14 protein-coding genes are annotated in these 16,000 nt (G+C 33.6%); 3 read left to right on the top strand and 11 right to left on the bottom strand.

The window, feature by feature from the left end:
* Positions 1-37 precede the first annotated feature (37 nt).
* The 4 genes from IRZ78_RS12105 to IRZ78_RS12090 all read right to left on the bottom strand — a co-directional run bounded on the left by IRZ78_RS12105 (position 38) and on the right by IRZ78_RS12090 (position 5,453).
* Positions 38-1,867, bottom strand: a complete 1,830-nt coding sequence (locus IRZ78_RS12105) for an ABC transporter ATP-binding protein (RefSeq protein ID WP_194616792.1) — start codon at positions 1,865-1,867, stop codon at positions 38-40.
* Between the two features lie 212 nt (positions 1,868-2,079).
* On the bottom strand, positions 2,080-3,807 hold the full coding sequence (locus IRZ78_RS12100) for a phospho-sugar mutase (RefSeq protein WP_194616925.1): 1,728 nt from the start codon (positions 3,805-3,807) through the stop codon (positions 2,080-2,082).
* Between the two features lie 137 nt (positions 3,808-3,944).
* A complete protein-coding gene (locus IRZ78_RS12095; protein WP_194616791.1) occupies positions 3,945-4,901 on the bottom strand; it encodes a glycosyltransferase family 2 protein in 957 nt (318 codons plus the stop codon).
* A gap of 18 nt (positions 4,902-4,919) precedes the next feature.
* The gene (locus tag IRZ78_RS12090; RefSeq protein WP_194616790.1) at positions 4,920-5,453 is read right to left on the bottom strand and encodes a DUF4199 domain-containing protein; all 534 of its coding nucleotides are present in this window, start codon (positions 5,451-5,453) and stop codon (positions 4,920-4,922) included.
* 246 nt (positions 5,454-5,699) lie between these two features.
* On the opposite strand from IRZ78_RS12090, the gene IRZ78_RS12085 reads away from it, so the two are divergent.
* Complete coding sequence (locus tag IRZ78_RS12085) at positions 5,700-5,954, top strand: type B 50S ribosomal protein L31 (protein ID WP_029272307.1); 255 nt, start codon at positions 5,700-5,702, stop codon at positions 5,952-5,954.
* 327 nt (positions 5,955-6,281) lie between these two features.
* Positions 6,282-7,457: a GlmU family protein gene (locus tag IRZ78_RS12080; RefSeq protein ID WP_194616789.1), complete on the top strand. Its 1,176-nt coding sequence runs from the start codon at positions 6,282-6,284 to the stop codon at positions 7,455-7,457.
* Positions 7,458-7,669: 212 nt separating this feature from the next.
* Here the strand turns inward: IRZ78_RS12080 and IRZ78_RS12075 are convergent, their stop codons facing one another.
* The 5 genes from IRZ78_RS12075 to IRZ78_RS12055 all read right to left on the bottom strand — a co-directional run bounded on the left by IRZ78_RS12075 (position 7,670) and on the right by IRZ78_RS12055 (position 11,205).
* Positions 7,670-8,113: a PepSY-like domain-containing protein gene (locus IRZ78_RS12075; protein ID WP_194616788.1), complete on the bottom strand. Its 444-nt coding sequence runs from the start codon at positions 8,111-8,113 to the stop codon at positions 7,670-7,672.
* 146 nt (positions 8,114-8,259) lie between these two features.
* Positions 8,260-8,721, bottom strand: a complete 462-nt coding sequence (locus tag IRZ78_RS12070) for a PepSY-like domain-containing protein (protein WP_194616787.1) — start codon at positions 8,719-8,721, stop codon at positions 8,260-8,262.
* Between the two features lie 26 nt (positions 8,722-8,747).
* The gene (locus tag IRZ78_RS12065) at positions 8,748-9,191 is read right to left on the bottom strand and encodes a PepSY-like domain-containing protein (RefSeq protein ID WP_194616786.1); all 444 of its coding nucleotides are present in this window, start codon (positions 9,189-9,191) and stop codon (positions 8,748-8,750) included.
* A gap of 71 nt (positions 9,192-9,262) precedes the next feature.
* Positions 9,263-10,534, bottom strand: coding sequence for a HAMP domain-containing sensor histidine kinase (locus tag IRZ78_RS12060; RefSeq protein ID WP_194616785.1), 1,272 nt, complete (start codon positions 10,532-10,534; stop codon positions 9,263-9,265).
* Positions 10,534-11,205 (bottom strand): response regulator transcription factor, encoded by a 672-nt coding sequence (locus IRZ78_RS12055; RefSeq protein ID WP_194616784.1) that lies wholly within the window; start codon positions 11,203-11,205, stop codon positions 10,534-10,536. The genes IRZ78_RS12060 and IRZ78_RS12055 overlap by 1 nt, the downstream gene beginning before the upstream one ends.
* A gap of 332 nt (positions 11,206-11,537) precedes the next feature.
* Here IRZ78_RS12055 and IRZ78_RS12050 point away from each other — a divergent pair, with 332 nt between their 5' ends.
* Positions 11,538-13,172, top strand: coding sequence for an ABC-F family ATP-binding cassette domain-containing protein (locus tag IRZ78_RS12050; RefSeq protein ID WP_194616783.1), 1,635 nt, complete (start codon positions 11,538-11,540; stop codon positions 13,170-13,172).
* A gap of 710 nt (positions 13,173-13,882) precedes the next feature.
* Here IRZ78_RS12050 and IRZ78_RS12045 read toward each other — a convergent pair.
* Together IRZ78_RS12045 and IRZ78_RS12040 are read right to left on the bottom strand one after the other, a co-directional pair.
* Complete coding sequence (locus IRZ78_RS12045) at positions 13,883-15,016, bottom strand: ABC transporter permease (protein ID WP_347349827.1); 1,134 nt, start codon at positions 15,014-15,016, stop codon at positions 13,883-13,885.
* Between the two features lie 22 nt (positions 15,017-15,038).
* Complete coding sequence (locus IRZ78_RS12040; protein ID WP_194616781.1) at positions 15,039-15,992, bottom strand: biotin/lipoyl-binding protein; 954 nt, start codon at positions 15,990-15,992, stop codon at positions 15,039-15,041.
* Positions 15,993-16,000: the final 8 nt, after the last annotated feature.

Below are 16,000 nucleotides of genomic sequence, written 5' to 3'. Positions count from 1 at the left end.
TCTGTGTAATCTGTGGCTAAAAGTTGATTCTTTTATTTTACGATTCAAAAGACTGCATCGTAACTAGTTTGTTATAAGTTCCGTTGTGTGCAATCAATTCGTCGTGAGTTCCTTGCTCAACGATTTTTCCTTTTTGCATTACAACTATAAGATCCGCTTTTTGAATGGTCGAAAGGCGGTGCGCAATTACAATCGAAGTTCTGTTTTGCATCATGTTCTCCAAAGCTACCTGAACAAATTTTTCGCTCTCAGTATCCAAAGCCGATGTTGCTTCATCCAGAATCATAATAGGAGGGTTTTTCAATACCGCACGGGCAATTGATAAACGTTGTTTTTGTCCTCCTGAAAGCTTGTTTCCACTGTCTCCAATGTTAGTGTAAATTCCTAAAGGCAATTCATTTACAAATTCAAAAGCATTAGCAATTTTTAGAGCTTCGATAATTTCGTCATCTGTAGCGTCTAATTTTCCTAATGAGATATTCGCTTTTATAGTATCATTAAACAAAATACTGTCTTGCGTAACCAATCCCATTAAACCACGAAGCGATTGTAAGTTCATGTCCTTTATGTTGATTCCGTCTATAGAAATCGTACCGTCATTTACATCATAAAAACGGGTCATTAGGTTGGCAATAGTACTTTTTCCACTTCCGGATTGCCCAACAAGGGCTACAGTTTGTCCTTTTTTAATACTAAGCGAAAAGTCTTTTAGAACCGTTTCGTCCTGATATTTAAAATTGATATTTTTAACCTCAATACTATCATCAAAAGATGTTTTTACAATAGCATCAGGTTTAGATGTAATTGGGTTTTCCTGATCTAAAATTTCAAGAACACGTTCTGCTGCTGCATTTCCTCTTTTTACTCCATAAGAAGCTTTAGAAATCGCTTTTGCCGGAGTTAAGATATTATATGCTAATCCCATATAAGCGATAAAAGCAGCGCCATCTAAGCTTTTGTCGATTAAAACCATTTGTCCTCCGTACCATAATAAGATCGCAATTACAGTGATTCCCATAAATTCACTTGCAGGAGAGGCTAAGTTCTGGCGATTACCAATACTATTTGATAAGTTGAAAAAACGTTCTGTGGAATTTTGAAAAACGGTGTTGAAATAATTTTCAGAATTATATCCTTTTACCACCTTCAGGCCTCCAATAGTTTCTTCTATAGTCGATAAAAAAGTACCTTGTTCCTGTTGTGCTTTAGTAGATTGTTTTTTTAGCTGTTTTCCAATTAATGAAATAATATAACCAGAAACAGGAATAAAAATAAAAACAAAAAGCGTTAGTTTGGGACTAATAATCAGCATTGTAGTTATGGTGAAAATAATCGTCAGAGGTTCTTTTACGATAAGTTCCAGAATAGCCAGAAATGAGTTTTGAACCTCATTTACGTCAGCTGAAATTCTTGAGATAACATCTCCTTTTCTTTTTTCAGAATAAAAAGCCAAAGGCAGCTCCAGTGTTTTCTTGTACATTGCATTTCGCATATCTCTTAAAACACCATTTCGTAAAAAAGTGATAAAAAACATAGCGGCATAATCGGCTAAGTTTTTAAGCAAAAAGATCGAAATAATAATCGCGACCATTATCGATAAGACATACCCGGATTCATGCGTACCTTTTGTGGTGGTAATGTAATAGCTTAAATAATCCTGACCGTAATCCTGAATTTTTAAAATTCCATGATATACCGGTTTTTCCGTAATTTGTTTGTTTTTATCGAATAACACCTGAAGCATTGGTATTAAAGCAACAAACGAAAGCGTGCTAAAAAGCGCATACAAAACATTGAAAAAAATGTTTAAGAATGCATATTTTTTATACGGATATATAAAAGGAATTATTTTTTTTATGTTACTCATTTATTTATATATGTTTTTTTCTGCTTTAGCAATTACTCTTTCGAGTTTTTCAGTAATAATTCTATAATAATTTACTTAGAATTGTAGCTGAAATTGTGCAGACATTGTCTGCACAATTATAATTTATTGAAATAGAGCATTTTGATTTTTATCGTTATGCAATTTCAACTTTTAGTTGGATAATCAATCTGATTGCTATTTCGGTAATGTTATTATTTCAATTGCATTCCTGCAATGATATTTTGTATTTTTTGGTCTAAGAAACTTTCTGCAGCATCAAAATTGGCAACCGAATCTAATTCTGCATTAACACTAATGTAGAATTTAATTTTAGGCTCAGTTCCGCTTGGTCTTGCACAAATTTTAGAACCATCTTCAGTATAATAAATCAATACGTTAGATTTCGGAATATCCATTGTAGATTCCTCACCAGTCAATAAATTCAAAGCAATCGATGATTGATAATCTTCCACCATAATTACTCTTTGTCCGCTGATTTCTTTCAAAGGATTTTGACGTAAATTAATCATCATCTGATTAATTTCCTCCAAACCTTCTATTCCTTTTTTGGTCAAAGAAACCAAGTATTCTTTATAAAAACCATTTTCAACATAAAGCTGTAAAAGCTCTTTATAAACGCTGCTTCCTGCTGCTTTTGCCTGAGCTGCCACTTCGCATATTAATAATGTAGCTGCAACAGCGTCTTTGTCTCTTACGGCGTCACCCACCATAAAACCAAAGCTTTCTTCACCACCTCCAATAAATTCGAGTTCCGGGAAATCTTTGATCATTTTGGCAATCCATTTAAAACCAGTCAAACCAACTTTGCATTCTACGCCATAACTTGTGGCTAATTCCATCATCATCGGAGTAGAAACAATTGTAGAGCCTACAAATTGTTTACCATTGATTTTGCCTGCTTTTTTCCATTGTTTCAATAAGAAAGAAGTCATCAAAATCATCGTCTGATTACCGTTAAGCAAAATCATTTTGCCTTCGTTGTTTCTAACGGCAACACCAAGACGGTCGCAATCAGGATCAGTTCCTACAACAATATCAGAATTGGTTTTATCTGCCAATGCCAAAGCCATAGTCAAAGCTTCGGGCTCTTCAGGATTTGGAGATTTAACCGTTGGGAAATCACCGTTTGGCTCTGCCTGTTCAGGAACAATATGCACATTTGTATAACCCGCTTGCGATAAAGTATCAGGAATAGATTTTATAGAAGTTCCGTGCAACGAAGTAAAAACAATATGTAGATTATCTTTGGCTTTAGCCGGAGTATTAAAACTTGCGTTTTCGATAGATGATTTTACAAAAGCCTTGTCAATTTCAGTATCGATATATTCAATAAGACTTTCGTTTGCGTTAAATTTAATCTTATCGTAGCTTAAATTTTCGATTACATTGATAATGGCAGCATCTTGCGGAGGAACAATTTGTCCGCCATCTTCCCAATAAACTTTGTATCCGTTGTATTCTGGCGGATTATGAGAAGCCGTAAGTACGATTCCGCATTGGCAGCCTAAATATTTAAGAGCAAAAGACAATTCAGGAGTTGGTCTTAAATCAGAGAATAAGTAAACATGAATTCCGTTTGCTGAGAAAACGTCAGCCACAACTTTAGCCAGCGTATTACTGTTATGACGACAGTCATAAGCAATAACAACTTTTAAAGGCTGGTTTGGGAAAACCTGGTGTAAATAATCAGATAATCCCTGAGTATTTTTTCCAAGGGTATATTTGTTAATTCTGTTGTTTCCAACGCCCATAACACCGCGCATTCCGCCAGTTCCAAATTCAAGGTTTTTATAAAAACTTTCCTCAAGTTCCTTTGGTGAGGTAGTCATTAATTCCTTAACCGCAGCTTGTGTATCGTTGTCAAATGTAGGTGTTAACCATTCGTTTACAGCATTCAATATATTAGGTGCTATATTCATCATTCGTATATTTTTATAATTTTAATTTAAAATAGTAATAATTTTCAGGAGCTAATCCTGCTATCATTCTAATCTTTTTTATTGTAGAAAAAACAATAAAAAAGGATTTTCCCTTCTATCAGGGCTAGGACTTTACGTTAAAAATTAACCTCTCGGGCAACTTTATAACGTGCTTCATTGTTTTTAGTTCTCAGGATAATTTCACCAAGAAAACCAGCCAGGAATAACTGAGTTCCTAAAATCATAGTGGTTAAAGCAATAAAAAACCATGGATTACTGGTGATTAAGCTATATTTCATTCCGTTATACATATGGTACAATTTCGAAACGCCAATATAACCCGCCAGTAAAAATCCGATAATAAACATCAGAGAACCCATTGCTCCAAATAAGTGCATTGGTCTTTTTCCGAATCTTGACAAGAACCAAATTGTGATTAAATCAAGGAAACCGTTTATAAAACGTTCCATTCCAAATTTGGTTTCGCCATATTTACGTGCCTGGTGAATCACCACTTTTTCGCCAATTTTATTAAAACCGGCATTTTTGGCCAAAACAGGAATGTATCGGTGCATCTCGCCCGAAACTTCAATGTTTTTTACCACCGTATTTTTGTAGGCTTTTAATCCGCAGTTGAAATCATTCAATTCAACCCCTGAAGTTTTTCTGGCTGCCCAGTTAAAAAGTTTAGACGGAAGGTTTTTTGCCACTACAGAGTCGTAACGTTTCTTTTTCCAGCCCGAAACCAAATCAAATTTTTGAGCCGTGATCATTTCGTATAATCCTGGAATCTCATCCGGGCTATCCTGCAAATCGGCATCCATAGTAATAATAACGTCTCCTTGCGCTTTTGCAAAACCAGCATGAAGGGCCTGTGATTTTCCAAAGTTCTTCATGAAACGAATTCCCTTTACGTTAGGGTTTTCGTTAGAAAAACTTTCGATAATATTCCAAGAATCATCCGTACTTCCATCATCTACAAAAATGATTTCATAAGAGTAATTGTTAGATTGCATCACTTTAATAATCCACGAATAGAGTTCTTTTAGTGATTCCTCTTCGTTAAGAAGCGGTATAAGTATAGATAGATTCATTTATATTTTATTATAGACTTAAGGTTTGTCATTCTTTACTATTGCTCCAATAATTAAAGAATAAATTAATCCAATTAATGAATACATGACAAGTGTTACTGGAAGAACAATTAATGGGTTCATGAATTTTTTAACCATGCTAAGTCCCATTTCTAATTCTTTTGACGATATATTAGGATTCTGAGTTATCATTCCTTCTTTAGAAATTTCTAACATTTCGTTTATGAATTCAGGAAATATCAGATTAAAAATCACACTAAATACGGCATATACCAGACCTGCAATAACAGTAATTGAAACTCCTGTTTTTAAACATTCAGAAAAAGATATGAATCCATTGTTGATATCCTTCTTATAATGATTGCAACCTAAGTATATAAATATAAGAGGCAGAACTAAATAGTTGGCTATATTTACAATTACTCCAACACTTGAGTTTACTAATGATTTCATGCCAATTACATACATAATGACAAACTCTAAAACCATTATAACACCGAACAAAAGACCGTACATAGTTCCCGACTTGGCAGGAGATATATTTTTATCCATATAATTATTAGTTTAATTAATCCACAAATATAGCAATTCCCAATATATGAGAGATAAAAAAGCTTTTTGAATTTAACTAAAAAAAAGTGGGATAAACATTTGTAGATTAAAAAAGAATTGTAAATTTGCAAACTGAAATAATTAAAAGTTTTAAACAAAAAAAGAGTATCCTTTGTTTACACCTTTTTCTAACCATGAAAAAGCTTCAAAATAGAAATGCTCTAAACAATAAAATAAAAAGAAAAGATGAAAAAAGGAATTCACCCAGAAAATTACAGATTAGTTGCATTTAAAGACATGTCAAATGACGAAGTTTTTATCACTAAATCTACTGCAGATACAAAAGAAACAATTGAAGTTGACGGAGTTGAGTATCCAGTTGTAAAAATGGAGATTTCTAGAACATCTCACCCTTTTTATACTGGTAAATCTAAACTTATCGATACTGCAGGACGTATTGATAAATTCAAAACTAAATATGCAAAACACGTTAAAAACTAATAACTGTTTTTACTTATACAAAAGCCTTCCAATCCGGAAGGCTTTTTTTATGGGATTATTTTTGCTTTAATAACATCGATTTTTAACCACAGAGCTCACAAAGGTTTCTGAAAGTTTACAAAGATTTTAGTGAAGTTTTATTAAAACAAGTTCGCAAAGCTTGGTGTTCTTTGTGTTTTTACAAAATTCTGCTGAAAAAAAACTTTGTGTACTCTGTGGTAAAATTTCAATATGCGATTTCAATCGGTTTTATGAAACCAATAAAATATTTGTAACTTTGATCTCGATAACCAAATCAAGATTTTAACAAGTACAAATTTTATATTTATGAATTACATTCTTTTTGACGGTCCCGTCCGGAATGCTTTACTACCTTTTACTTTTACAAGACCTGTTGCTGACATACTAATCGGAATCATGACGATTCGCCAAAAATGGGAAGCGCGTTTAGGTTCGACCATAACAACGATTACCGAAGATTACTTATCAACCAAATTCCCAATGGTGGAAATGGAAGAAAATGTGATGATCAATGCGGCATATTTACCAAATGATACCCTTGCAGAACTGGTTTCTGATTTAAAAGAAAATCAAGCCATCTTTAAAGGGGAGGATGTTATCGCTTTTTTTACTACAGAAAATCAGGAAGAAGTAGATTTTGATTCATACGAAATCATCCAATATAACGGAGATGCTCTGACTGTAGAACATACATGGGATATTTTCTCTAAAAACGACGCGGCGATTCGTGAAGATTTTATTTACCTAACCGAAGAAAGAAGATCGCAGCCCATCCCAAAAAGCGTAAATGTTATAGCGCCTGAGAATGTTTTTATCGAAGAAGGAGCAAAACTAGAGTTTGTTACGCTGAATGCTTCAACAGGACCTATATATATAGGTAAGAATGCCGAAATTATGGAAGGAACCGTAATTCGTGGTCCTTTTGCTTTATGCGAAAATGCACAGGTAAAACTAAACGCCAAAGTGTACGGTGCAACAACAGTTGGTCCGGGATCAAGAATAGGGGGAGAAGTTAAAAATTCGATTCTTTTTGCCAATTCAAACAAAGGGCACGACGGATTTTTAGGAGATTCTGTTTTAGGCGAATGGTGTAATATTGGAGCTGATAGTAATAATTCGAACCTGAAAAATAACTATGAAGAAGTAAAATTATGGAGTTACGAAACCGAAGGTTTTGCCAAAACCGGACTTCAGTTTTGTGGTTTGATGATGGGAGATCATAGTAAATGCGGAATCAACACGATGTTTAATACCGGAACTGTAGTAGGAGTAAGTGCCAATATTTTCGGAAGTGGTTTTCCTCGCAATTTTGTACCGAGTTTTTCCTGGGGTGGAGCTGCCGGATTTACTACTTATGTAACCAAAAAAGCATTTGAAACTGCCAAATTAGTGATGGGAAGACGAAATATAGATTTCGACGAAACAGAATCTGCCATCTTAGAGCATATTTTTGAGGAAACTAAAAAATGGAGAAAAGACTGATTTTAATTAGATAATTAGTCAATTTGATAATGAGATAATAATAGTAAACCCGATGAGTTGTAGAACTTGTCGGGTTTTGTTTTTGCATTTTTTGCCACAGATTATAAAATTAAAAAAGATTTTTTTGAAAACGCTATACTTTTTTTAGAGAAATAATCAGTGATAATCCTATAATCTGTGGCAAAAAATTAATGTAAGATTTTAGTTAAATACTATTTATCGATTTTAGTAAAATCTCCTTTTAAGTTGAATTTTAATTCTAAACCGTTGGTGAGTTTCGTTTCGTAGCCAAAAGTTCCTATTTCAATTTTGGTTATTTTCTCTTTGCGAAAGTTTGTTTTTACATACGAAGCGATTTTTTTCGGGATAATAGACGAAGGAATTTTATCCCCATTACCGTCTACTTCTCTCCAGTTTCCTTTTTTATCAAATTCGATTTCGGTTTTATTGTTAAACTGAACTTTGTATTCTGTAGAAAGTAATTCTTTGTCCTCTAGTATATAGCTGGGCTTTTTTGATCCGTAGTGAGTTTTTAAAAAAGTTTGAGCATTTGCCGGTAAAGCTTCTTTTTTAATAACGGTTTTTTGTGCATTTGCAGAAAGGCCAAATATTAATCCTGCAATTAGGCAGGCTATCAAGTTTAATTTCGTTCTCATAATTTGCTGATTTTAATTGTTATACAAGATAAGGCTAAATTTTTAAAGATGTAAGAATATAGATTTGAATTTAAAAGAGGAAATAGCTTAAACCAGAAAAGCTCCGACTTTAATTTCGGAGCTTTTTTTAGTATTATGTATGATTCTTATTGATCAATTCGAAGGAAATTTCCCTGAAGATCAAAAATTAAATCTAAATCATTAGAAAGTTCAACTTCGACAGTTGTTTTTTCGTTATCAATAGAAGTCACAAACTGATTAGGGTAATTTGTTGTTACATACGTTTGTATTTTCTCCGGAATCAGAGCAACAGGAACTGCCTGATGATTCCCGTCTATATCGATCCAGTTTCCATTGGCATCAAAATCAATTTCGAAATTATTGCTTAGTTTAACATCATAAATAGATCCGTCTATATCAGCAATATTTTGCTTTGTTATAGTAACATAAGTCGTGTTAGGGAAATAAGTCGTAACAAATGTATCTGCAGCTTTTGGTAAATCGCTAACATTAATTACAGATTCGTTATTATCATCGTCACTATCGCATGATGTAGTGGTAAATAAAAGTGATAAAGCGATAAAGCCGGTTAAAAATATTTTTTTCATGATTGTATTATTTAATTTGATGTTGTTTAATTATCGATTCTTAAAAAATTCCCTTTTGAGTTAAATTCCAGTTCTATGCCATTGCTTAAATCTACTTCGTAGCCCCAGGTTCCTTTGTCGATTTTAGTAACTGTGGTATTGGGAAAATTTGTTTTTATGTAAGCCGCAATATTTTTAGGAATTACAGTAGCGGGAATTGTTTGGTGATTACCATCGATTTCTTCCCAATTTCCTTTTCCGTCAAATTCTACCTCAATGTTGTTGGCAAATCTTACTTTGTAATCTTTAGAGAATGTTTCTTTATCCTCAATTATAGAAGTTGGTTCCTGTCCTGTAAAATGAGTCTTTAAAAAAGTTTGTGCATTTGCAGGTAAAGCAGCTTTTGTAATCACTGATTTTTGTGCATTTGCAGAAAGTCCAAATGTTAATCCTACAACTAGGCATGCAGCCAGATTTAATTTCGTTTTCATAATTGTATGTTTTAATTCTGATACAAGTGTATAACCTGAATTTGGAAACAATTAGGAAAATAAGAAAAATACTATTTTTTTGGAAAAATAATTTTGAATTGGTGAATATTGGTAAATAGATATTCGATCGTAATAGAATAATTATTGATAATAGATTTCACGATCGATAAACCTAAACCGGTAGATTCGTTTGTCGTAGTATGACGGTAGAATCTATTAAAGATAAGGTCTGAGTTTAAAGGAAAATTATTGCCGCTATTCGAGATTGTGATGTTGTTTTTATTGATGATGAAATTCACAAAACCGTTATGATGATTGTGTATTAAAGCATTCTTTAATAAATTACTAATCAAAGCAATCGCCAGACCTTTATTCATTTTAAAATATAAAGTATCATTTTGGGTTACCGTAATTTTTACTTCTTTAAAATCGGCCAGATCAAAATAGTCTTCTGTTAGTACTAAAATAAGTTTATTGAAATTAACATCTTCCTCTTCAGAAAATTGTTGGTTTTCGATTTTCGACAACATCAGCAAAGATTTGTTCAATCTCGTTAATCGGCTTAAGGTATCGGTAATTTTTCCTATTTCCATTAATTGCTCATCGGCAAGAACACTATTTTCTGCAAACAATTCGAGTTTGTTGATGCTAATGGCCAAAGGCGTTTGCAATTCGTGAGAAGCATTTTCGATAAATTGTTTTTGGCTCGAATAAATCGATTCATTACGATTGAGCATTTTCTCGACTTCTTTTTCCAGAATATTAAATTCGTCAATAGGAGAATCGATTGCTTTTAGTTGGCTTCCGGTTCCTAGTTTTATTTCTTTCAGATTTTCTAAAATGGTGTAAAAAGATTTCCAGATTTTCTGTAATAATAAATGGTTAACGGCCAGAATGCTAATAACAAGCATAACATATAAACCTATTAAGGCCAGAAATAAATCTTCGAGTAACTCATCTTCTTCAACAATCGAGGCTTTTATGGTCAATTCATAAGGATTTCCTTTATCATCATTAAAAACAGTTTTTAAAGTTCGAATGGGTTCATTGTCGTTATCATATTCCATAAATTCTTTTGAGGTCGAAAATTCCTCTTTATTAGAATATTCCCCTTTAGGAAGTGGTTTTATGGTAAATTTATTGATTCCGAATTCAGGAGAGTTCAATAATTCCTTATTGGCAAAAGCATGACGAATGATCATGATTTTGGAGTTCTTTAAATCATCATCAATATTGTCATATACTTCATCTAAAATCAGCACATAAAAAATCCCTGCCCAAATTGGGATTACAAGCAATAATGTTATGGCCAGATAGCGAAGAGTATAATTTTGTAATTTCATTAATTCATTTTATATCCAATACCATAAACCGCCTGAATATCAACTTCGGCATCACTGTCTTTTAGTTTTTTTCGTAAATTTTTAATCTGCGAATATACAAAATCTAAATTGTCTGCCTGATCGGTATGGTCGCCCCAAACATATTCCGCAATAGCGGTTTTATTTATAAGTCGGTTTGGGTTAATGATGAAATAGTAGAGCAAATCAAATTCCTTTCTATTTAAAATTAGCTCTTTACTATCTATAGAAACCGTTCTTTGTTCCGGAGAAAGCGTTACGTTTTTCCAGACAATCAGATTATCTCCATTATGATTGTTCCTGCGTATGGCGGATTTGATTCTGGCATGCAATTCAGATAAATGAAAAGGTTTACTCAAATAATCATCTGCACCCAGATCGAGTCCTTTTACTTTATCATCGACAGCATCTTTTGCCGAAATAATAATCACGGCACTTTGCTTTTTTTGTCGTTTTAATTCTTGCAGTAAATCCAGTCCGTTTCCGTTTGGGAGCATGATATCAATTAAAATGCAATCATAATCATAAGCGCCCAATTTGTCTAGCCCTGAAATATAATCATATGCAGTTTCTACAATATATTTCTCTTTTTCAAGTGATTGTTGTATCACTTCACGTAAACCAGCTTCATCCTCTATTATTAAAATTTTCATCTTTTACCTGTTTTCTGTATTTCAAATGTATGAATACAAGTTCAAAATAAAACCCCGTTTCTGGAAACATTTGGGAACATTTTTTTAATTAGAAAATTAGTCAATGTGTCAATTAGATAATTTGTTGAGTGTGGTAAAAAATATGTCATTATGATATTTTTCATTTTAAGATTTTTCTAATGGGCACATTCTCAAATTGGCAAATTTTCTAATTAAGAAATTATCTAATTATCTCATTGGCACATTCTAATTAAAATCTATCTTTGCGCTTTCAAAAAAACACTTGCTAAGAAGTCTAAAAATCTAAGCAGTCTAAAAATCTAAAAATCTAAATGATTACAGTTAACGACATTTCGGTTCAGTTTGGTGGAACTACATTATTTAGCGATGTTTCTTTTGCTATAAATGAAAATGATAAAATTGCCCTTATGGGTAAAAATGGTGCGGGAAAATCGACACTTTTAAAAATAATTGCAGGTCAGAGCAAACCTTCTACGGGAAGTATTTCTACTCCAAAAGATGCTGTTGTGGCTTATTTGCCTCAGCATTTATTAACCAAAGATGGTTCGACTGTAATGGAAGAAGCATCAAAAGCTTTTGGTGAAATTTTTAAAATGAAAGCTGAAATCGATGAAATCAATGAACAATTAACAGTTCGTACCGATTACGAAAGTGATGCTTACATGAAATTGATCGAAAGAGTTTCTGACTTAAGTGAAAAATTTTATGCCATCGAAGAAATAAATTACGAAGCAGAAGTTGAAAAAATATTAGTTGGTTTAGGTTTTGAGCGCGAAGATTTTACACGTCAGACTTCTGAATTTTCAGGAGGATGGAGAATGCGTATTGAGTTGGCTAAAATCTTATTGCAAAAGCCGGATTTGATTTTACTGGATGAGCCAACCAATCACATGGATATCGAAAGTATTCAATGGTTAGAAGAATTCCTGATCAATTCAGCAAAGGCGGTTGTAGTAATTTCGCACGATAGAGCGTTTGTGGATAATATTACCAATCGTACTATCGAAGTTACAATGGGAAGAATCTACGATTATAAAGCGAAGTATTCTCATTACTTAGAATTAAGAAAAGATCGTCGTGTACACCAACAAAAAGCGTACGATGAGCAACAAAAAATGATTGCTGATAACAGAGCTTTTATTGATCGTTTTAAAGGAACTTTTTCTAAAACAGATGCGGTTCAGTCTCGTGTTAAAATGCTTGAAAAATTGGTAATTGTACAAGTTGATGAAGTAGATAACTCAGCTTTGAAATTAAAATTCCCACCTGCAGCACGTTCAGGACAATATCCGGTTGTAGTAAAAGAACTTTCTAAATCATACGGAGATCATGTGGTTTTTAAAGATGCTAATATTGTGATCGAAAGAGGTGAAAAAGTAGCCTTTGTAGGTAAAAATGGTGAAGGAAAATCGACTATGATCAAAGCGATCATGAAAGAAATTGGTATCGATGAAGGAAGTGTAGAAATTGGACACAATTCTCAAATTGGATATTTTGCCCAAAACCAGGCTTCTTTATTAGATGAAAATGCTACGATTTTTGAAACCATCGATAATATTGCCGTTGGAGATGTTCGTACACAAATAAAAAATATTCTTGGAGCTTTTATGTTTCAGGGAGATGATATTACCAAGAAAGTAAAAGTACTTTCAGGAGGAGAAAAAACACGTTTGGCAATGATCAAATTATTGTTAGAACCTGTTAACTTATTGATTCTGGATGAGCCTTCGAATCACTTAGATATGAAAACTAAGGATATCATTAAAGATGCTTTACGTGACTTTGACGGTACTTTGATTTTGGTTTCTCACGACCGTGATTTCCTTGACGGATTAGCTACTAAAGTTTTTGAGTTTGGAAACAAACGTGTCAAAGAACATTTTGAAGATGTAGCAGGTTTCCTTGCGCATAAAAAAATGGATTCTATGCGAGAGATCGAAAAATAATTAGTTAAAAACATAATAATATAAAAGGCGTTAGTTAATTCTAACGCCTTTTTTTATTGTGCGCCCAGCATGGGTGATAACTCTAGGGTGTAAGTCCCAAGCACGCCTTTACAGTGGGAAGTGTTATCTGAATGCAAGGGTGTCCATCGCGTGAGTGGAATCTAAAGGAAGCAGTAGGCAAACTCTTGGCCTGACGAAGAGAAACTTTATATAAGGCCAGAAATGTTGGATAAGGTTGCAACACAAGCTGAAGCCCTAAACTGCACAAAAACATCATGTTAAATATAGCAGGCAGATGAGAGGAAAGTTGTTGTTCTTACCTGGGGAGGTCTTATAGACATAGTTTTTTTACAGAACTGTGGATAACAATTGCTATAAGCAGTCATCAGAGGTCATAGTAGGTGCTTTAGCACTGAAGGACTGAATTTAAGTATGAACAGTAAATGAATGTTACCTATGAAGGCACGAATGCAGAATATATCAAGTAACTTGATAACTACCTTGGGAAGGATAGGACGGAATCCCAGAGCTACCAAGAAGAGCAGACCTTTATTGGGATAACTGAAAACAGCCTCAAGGAAGTACATTTAAAAAATGTATTGTAAATTAAGAACCGCCTTGGTACGGATCCGTATGCCGGGTGGTGTGGGAGGTCGCCTAGGGAATTAATTCCTAGGCTCCTATCCGATTTTAAATGAGATGTTTTAAATTTATTTCAAAACGCTTTTCTTTTTAAAGTATAAAGCAATATAAGCTGCAATAAAACAAACTATCCCTATAATTATCATGTTCCAAATAGGTTTTGTGGTTTGAGAAAAAGTTCCCTTTTCTATGATCAATATTCGAAAAGCTTTTAGGAAATGCGTTAACGGAATCACATTCGCAATTGCCTGAACAGCCTGTGGCATTTGACTTAAAGGCCAGGTAAATCCGCTTAAGATGAAACTTGGAGTTGCAATAACCATTAAAATCTCTGTTGCTTTTAATTGACTAGGAACTAAAATACTCACCAGAATACCAATAAAAGAAACCGAAAGCACAAATATGCCGGCAATAAAAGTAAGCGGCAATAAATTTTCGTAAAAAGGCAATCGGAACCATAAAGTAAAAAGCCAGTAAATGAACCAAATTCCTAAACTCATAATCATGTAGGGAATGATTTTTACAGCTAATAGATTTAAAATTGATGGGCACCTTTTTACTAAATCTTTAAAAGTTCCATTTTCGAATTCTGATGCAAATGAAAGCGCTAATCCTAATAAAAGTACTTGTTGTAAAACAGTCGCCAAAACACCCGGCCAAAGAAAATACATATAATTGGTGCTCCGGTTGTATTTTTTTATGAAAGTAGTTTTAAAAGGTTCGTATTGCGATGCCAGTAAATTTTCAGAAACGCCTTGTTTTCTTAAGGTTTCAATTTGAACTCCGGCTTTCAATGTTCCAAGACAAACCTGTATGGCTGTTGAAGCATAATTGGCGGTTAGAACATTTGAGGTGTTTACTATAGTGGTAATCTCCGGATACTTTTTGGTAAGTGTCATTTTTTCAAAATCCTTCGGAATAATAACAACACAAGTCGCTTCTTTTTGAATGGCAATTTGCGAAAGATTGTTTTGATCATACAAGATTGAAGCAATCGAAAGCACCTCATTATCCTCAAACATCTGAATGGCTTTTGAGCTTAATTCAGAGTGATCCTGATCAACAATGATGATAGGTAAATCGGTCACTTTGCCTTTTCCGTATACATAACCCAATAAAACGCCATAGAGAATTGGTGCTCCAATAAAAAGCAATCTCAGGACTTTATTGCTCCAGAATAATCTGAATTCCCGTTTAAGCAATGAAAAGAAATTTTGCATAGTTCTAAAGAGATAAAGTAACAGTGGTTTTGGTAATAAGATCTTTTGTTCCGTCTACGTTAGAAGGTGTTATTTTTATTTCGAATAAACTTTCCTGCATTTCATAATCCGGATATGCGGTTGCAATATTCCCGTAAGCTCCAAGTTGTTTTATGGTAGAAATCGTTCCTTTTATATCTTCTTTTTTATATGGAACATGAACCGTTATTTGCTGACCTTTTTTAAATTGTCCCAATTGATTTTCTGGTATGGTAAATCTAAAATAAGTACTATTGGCAATATATCCGTTGAATAAAGTATAACCAGGTAAAGCCAGTTCGCCAAGATTTAGAGTAATAGTTTCGATACTCATATTTTGTGGTGCAATTATATAACGTTCCTTATCAGCAGTTTCTACCTCCTGCAATGCGCCAAGAGCTCTGTCTTGCTGACCAAGAGCCATTGTTTGTTGTTCGATACGGGCACCTTTTTTGGCATCGTCCAATTCGGCAACCACGGCATTATATTGTGCCTGAGCGCCTTGATATTTGGCAAAAGTTTCATCATAAGTTTGTTGTGATATCAAAGAATCTTTTAGCATATTGGTCAGTCGCTTAATTGATTTTTGAGCAAATTCATATTGTTCTTTTAACCCCATTTTTTTGGCTTCAAGCTGTTTGATTTGATTTTCGGTCGCTCCTTTTACAGCCATTTTATATTGTGCTTTGGCCGATATTACAGCGCCTTCGGCCTGACTTTTTTTAGCATCTACTTCCGGAATATCAAGGATCGCAAGCGTATCTCCTTTCTGGACAATATCTCCTTCTTTGACAAAGATTTTTAAAATTTTGCCCGGAATTTTACTCACAACGGCAATTTGTTCTTTTTCTATTTTTCCCTGAATTACATTTTCTTTTTTAGCTTTTTGACAGCTTATAAAAATGAAAATTAAACTGATTATGATGATTACTTTTTTCATAAAATAGA

The sequence above is a fragment of the Flavobacterium sp. CSZ genome (genome assembly GCF_015350725.1).
GTDB lineage: Bacteria > Bacteroidota > Bacteroidia > Flavobacteriales > Flavobacteriaceae > Flavobacterium.
Note: the sequence above shows the minus strand (reverse complement) of the source record. Positions and strands in the feature narration are given on the sequence as shown.

Coding starts and splice junctions, on each gene's coding strand:
- IRZ78_RS12095 (WP_194616791.1), bottom strand. CDS start 4,901: ATGAATCTATCTATACTTATACCGCTTCTTAACGAAGAGGAATCACTA.
- IRZ78_RS12055 (WP_194616784.1), bottom strand. CDS start 11,205: ATGAAAATTTTAATAATAGAGGATGAAGCTGGTTTACGTGAAGTGATA.
- IRZ78_RS12060 (WP_194616785.1), bottom strand. CDS start 10,534: ATGAAATTACAAAATTATACTCTTCGCTATCTGGCCATAACATTATTG.
- IRZ78_RS12085 (WP_029272307.1), top strand. CDS start 5,700: ATGAAAAAAGGAATTCACCCAGAAAATTACAGATTAGTTGCATTTAAA.
- IRZ78_RS12105 (WP_194616792.1), bottom strand. CDS start 1,867: ATGAGTAACATAAAAAAAATAATTCCTTTTATATATCCGTATAAAAAA.
- IRZ78_RS12070 (WP_194616787.1), bottom strand. CDS start 8,721: ATGAAAAAAATATTTTTAACCGGCTTTATCGCTTTATCACTTTTATTT.
- IRZ78_RS12040 (WP_194616781.1), bottom strand. CDS start 15,992: ATGAAAAAAGTAATCATCATAATCAGTTTAATTTTCATTTTTATAAGC.
- IRZ78_RS12090 (WP_194616790.1), bottom strand. CDS start 5,453: ATGGATAAAAATATATCTCCTGCCAAGTCGGGAACTATGTACGGTCTT.
- IRZ78_RS12050 (WP_194616783.1), top strand. CDS start 11,538: ATGATTACAGTTAACGACATTTCGGTTCAGTTTGGTGGAACTACATTA.
- IRZ78_RS12065 (WP_194616786.1), bottom strand. CDS start 9,191: ATGAAAACGAAATTAAATCTGGCTGCATGCCTAGTTGTAGGATTAACA.
- IRZ78_RS12100 (WP_194616925.1), bottom strand. CDS start 3,807: ATGAATATAGCACCTAATATATTGAATGCTGTAAACGAATGGTTAACA.
- IRZ78_RS12080 (WP_194616789.1), top strand. CDS start 6,282: ATGAATTACATTCTTTTTGACGGTCCCGTCCGGAATGCTTTACTACCT.
- IRZ78_RS12075 (WP_194616788.1), bottom strand. CDS start 8,113: ATGAGAACGAAATTAAACTTGATAGCCTGCCTAATTGCAGGATTAATA.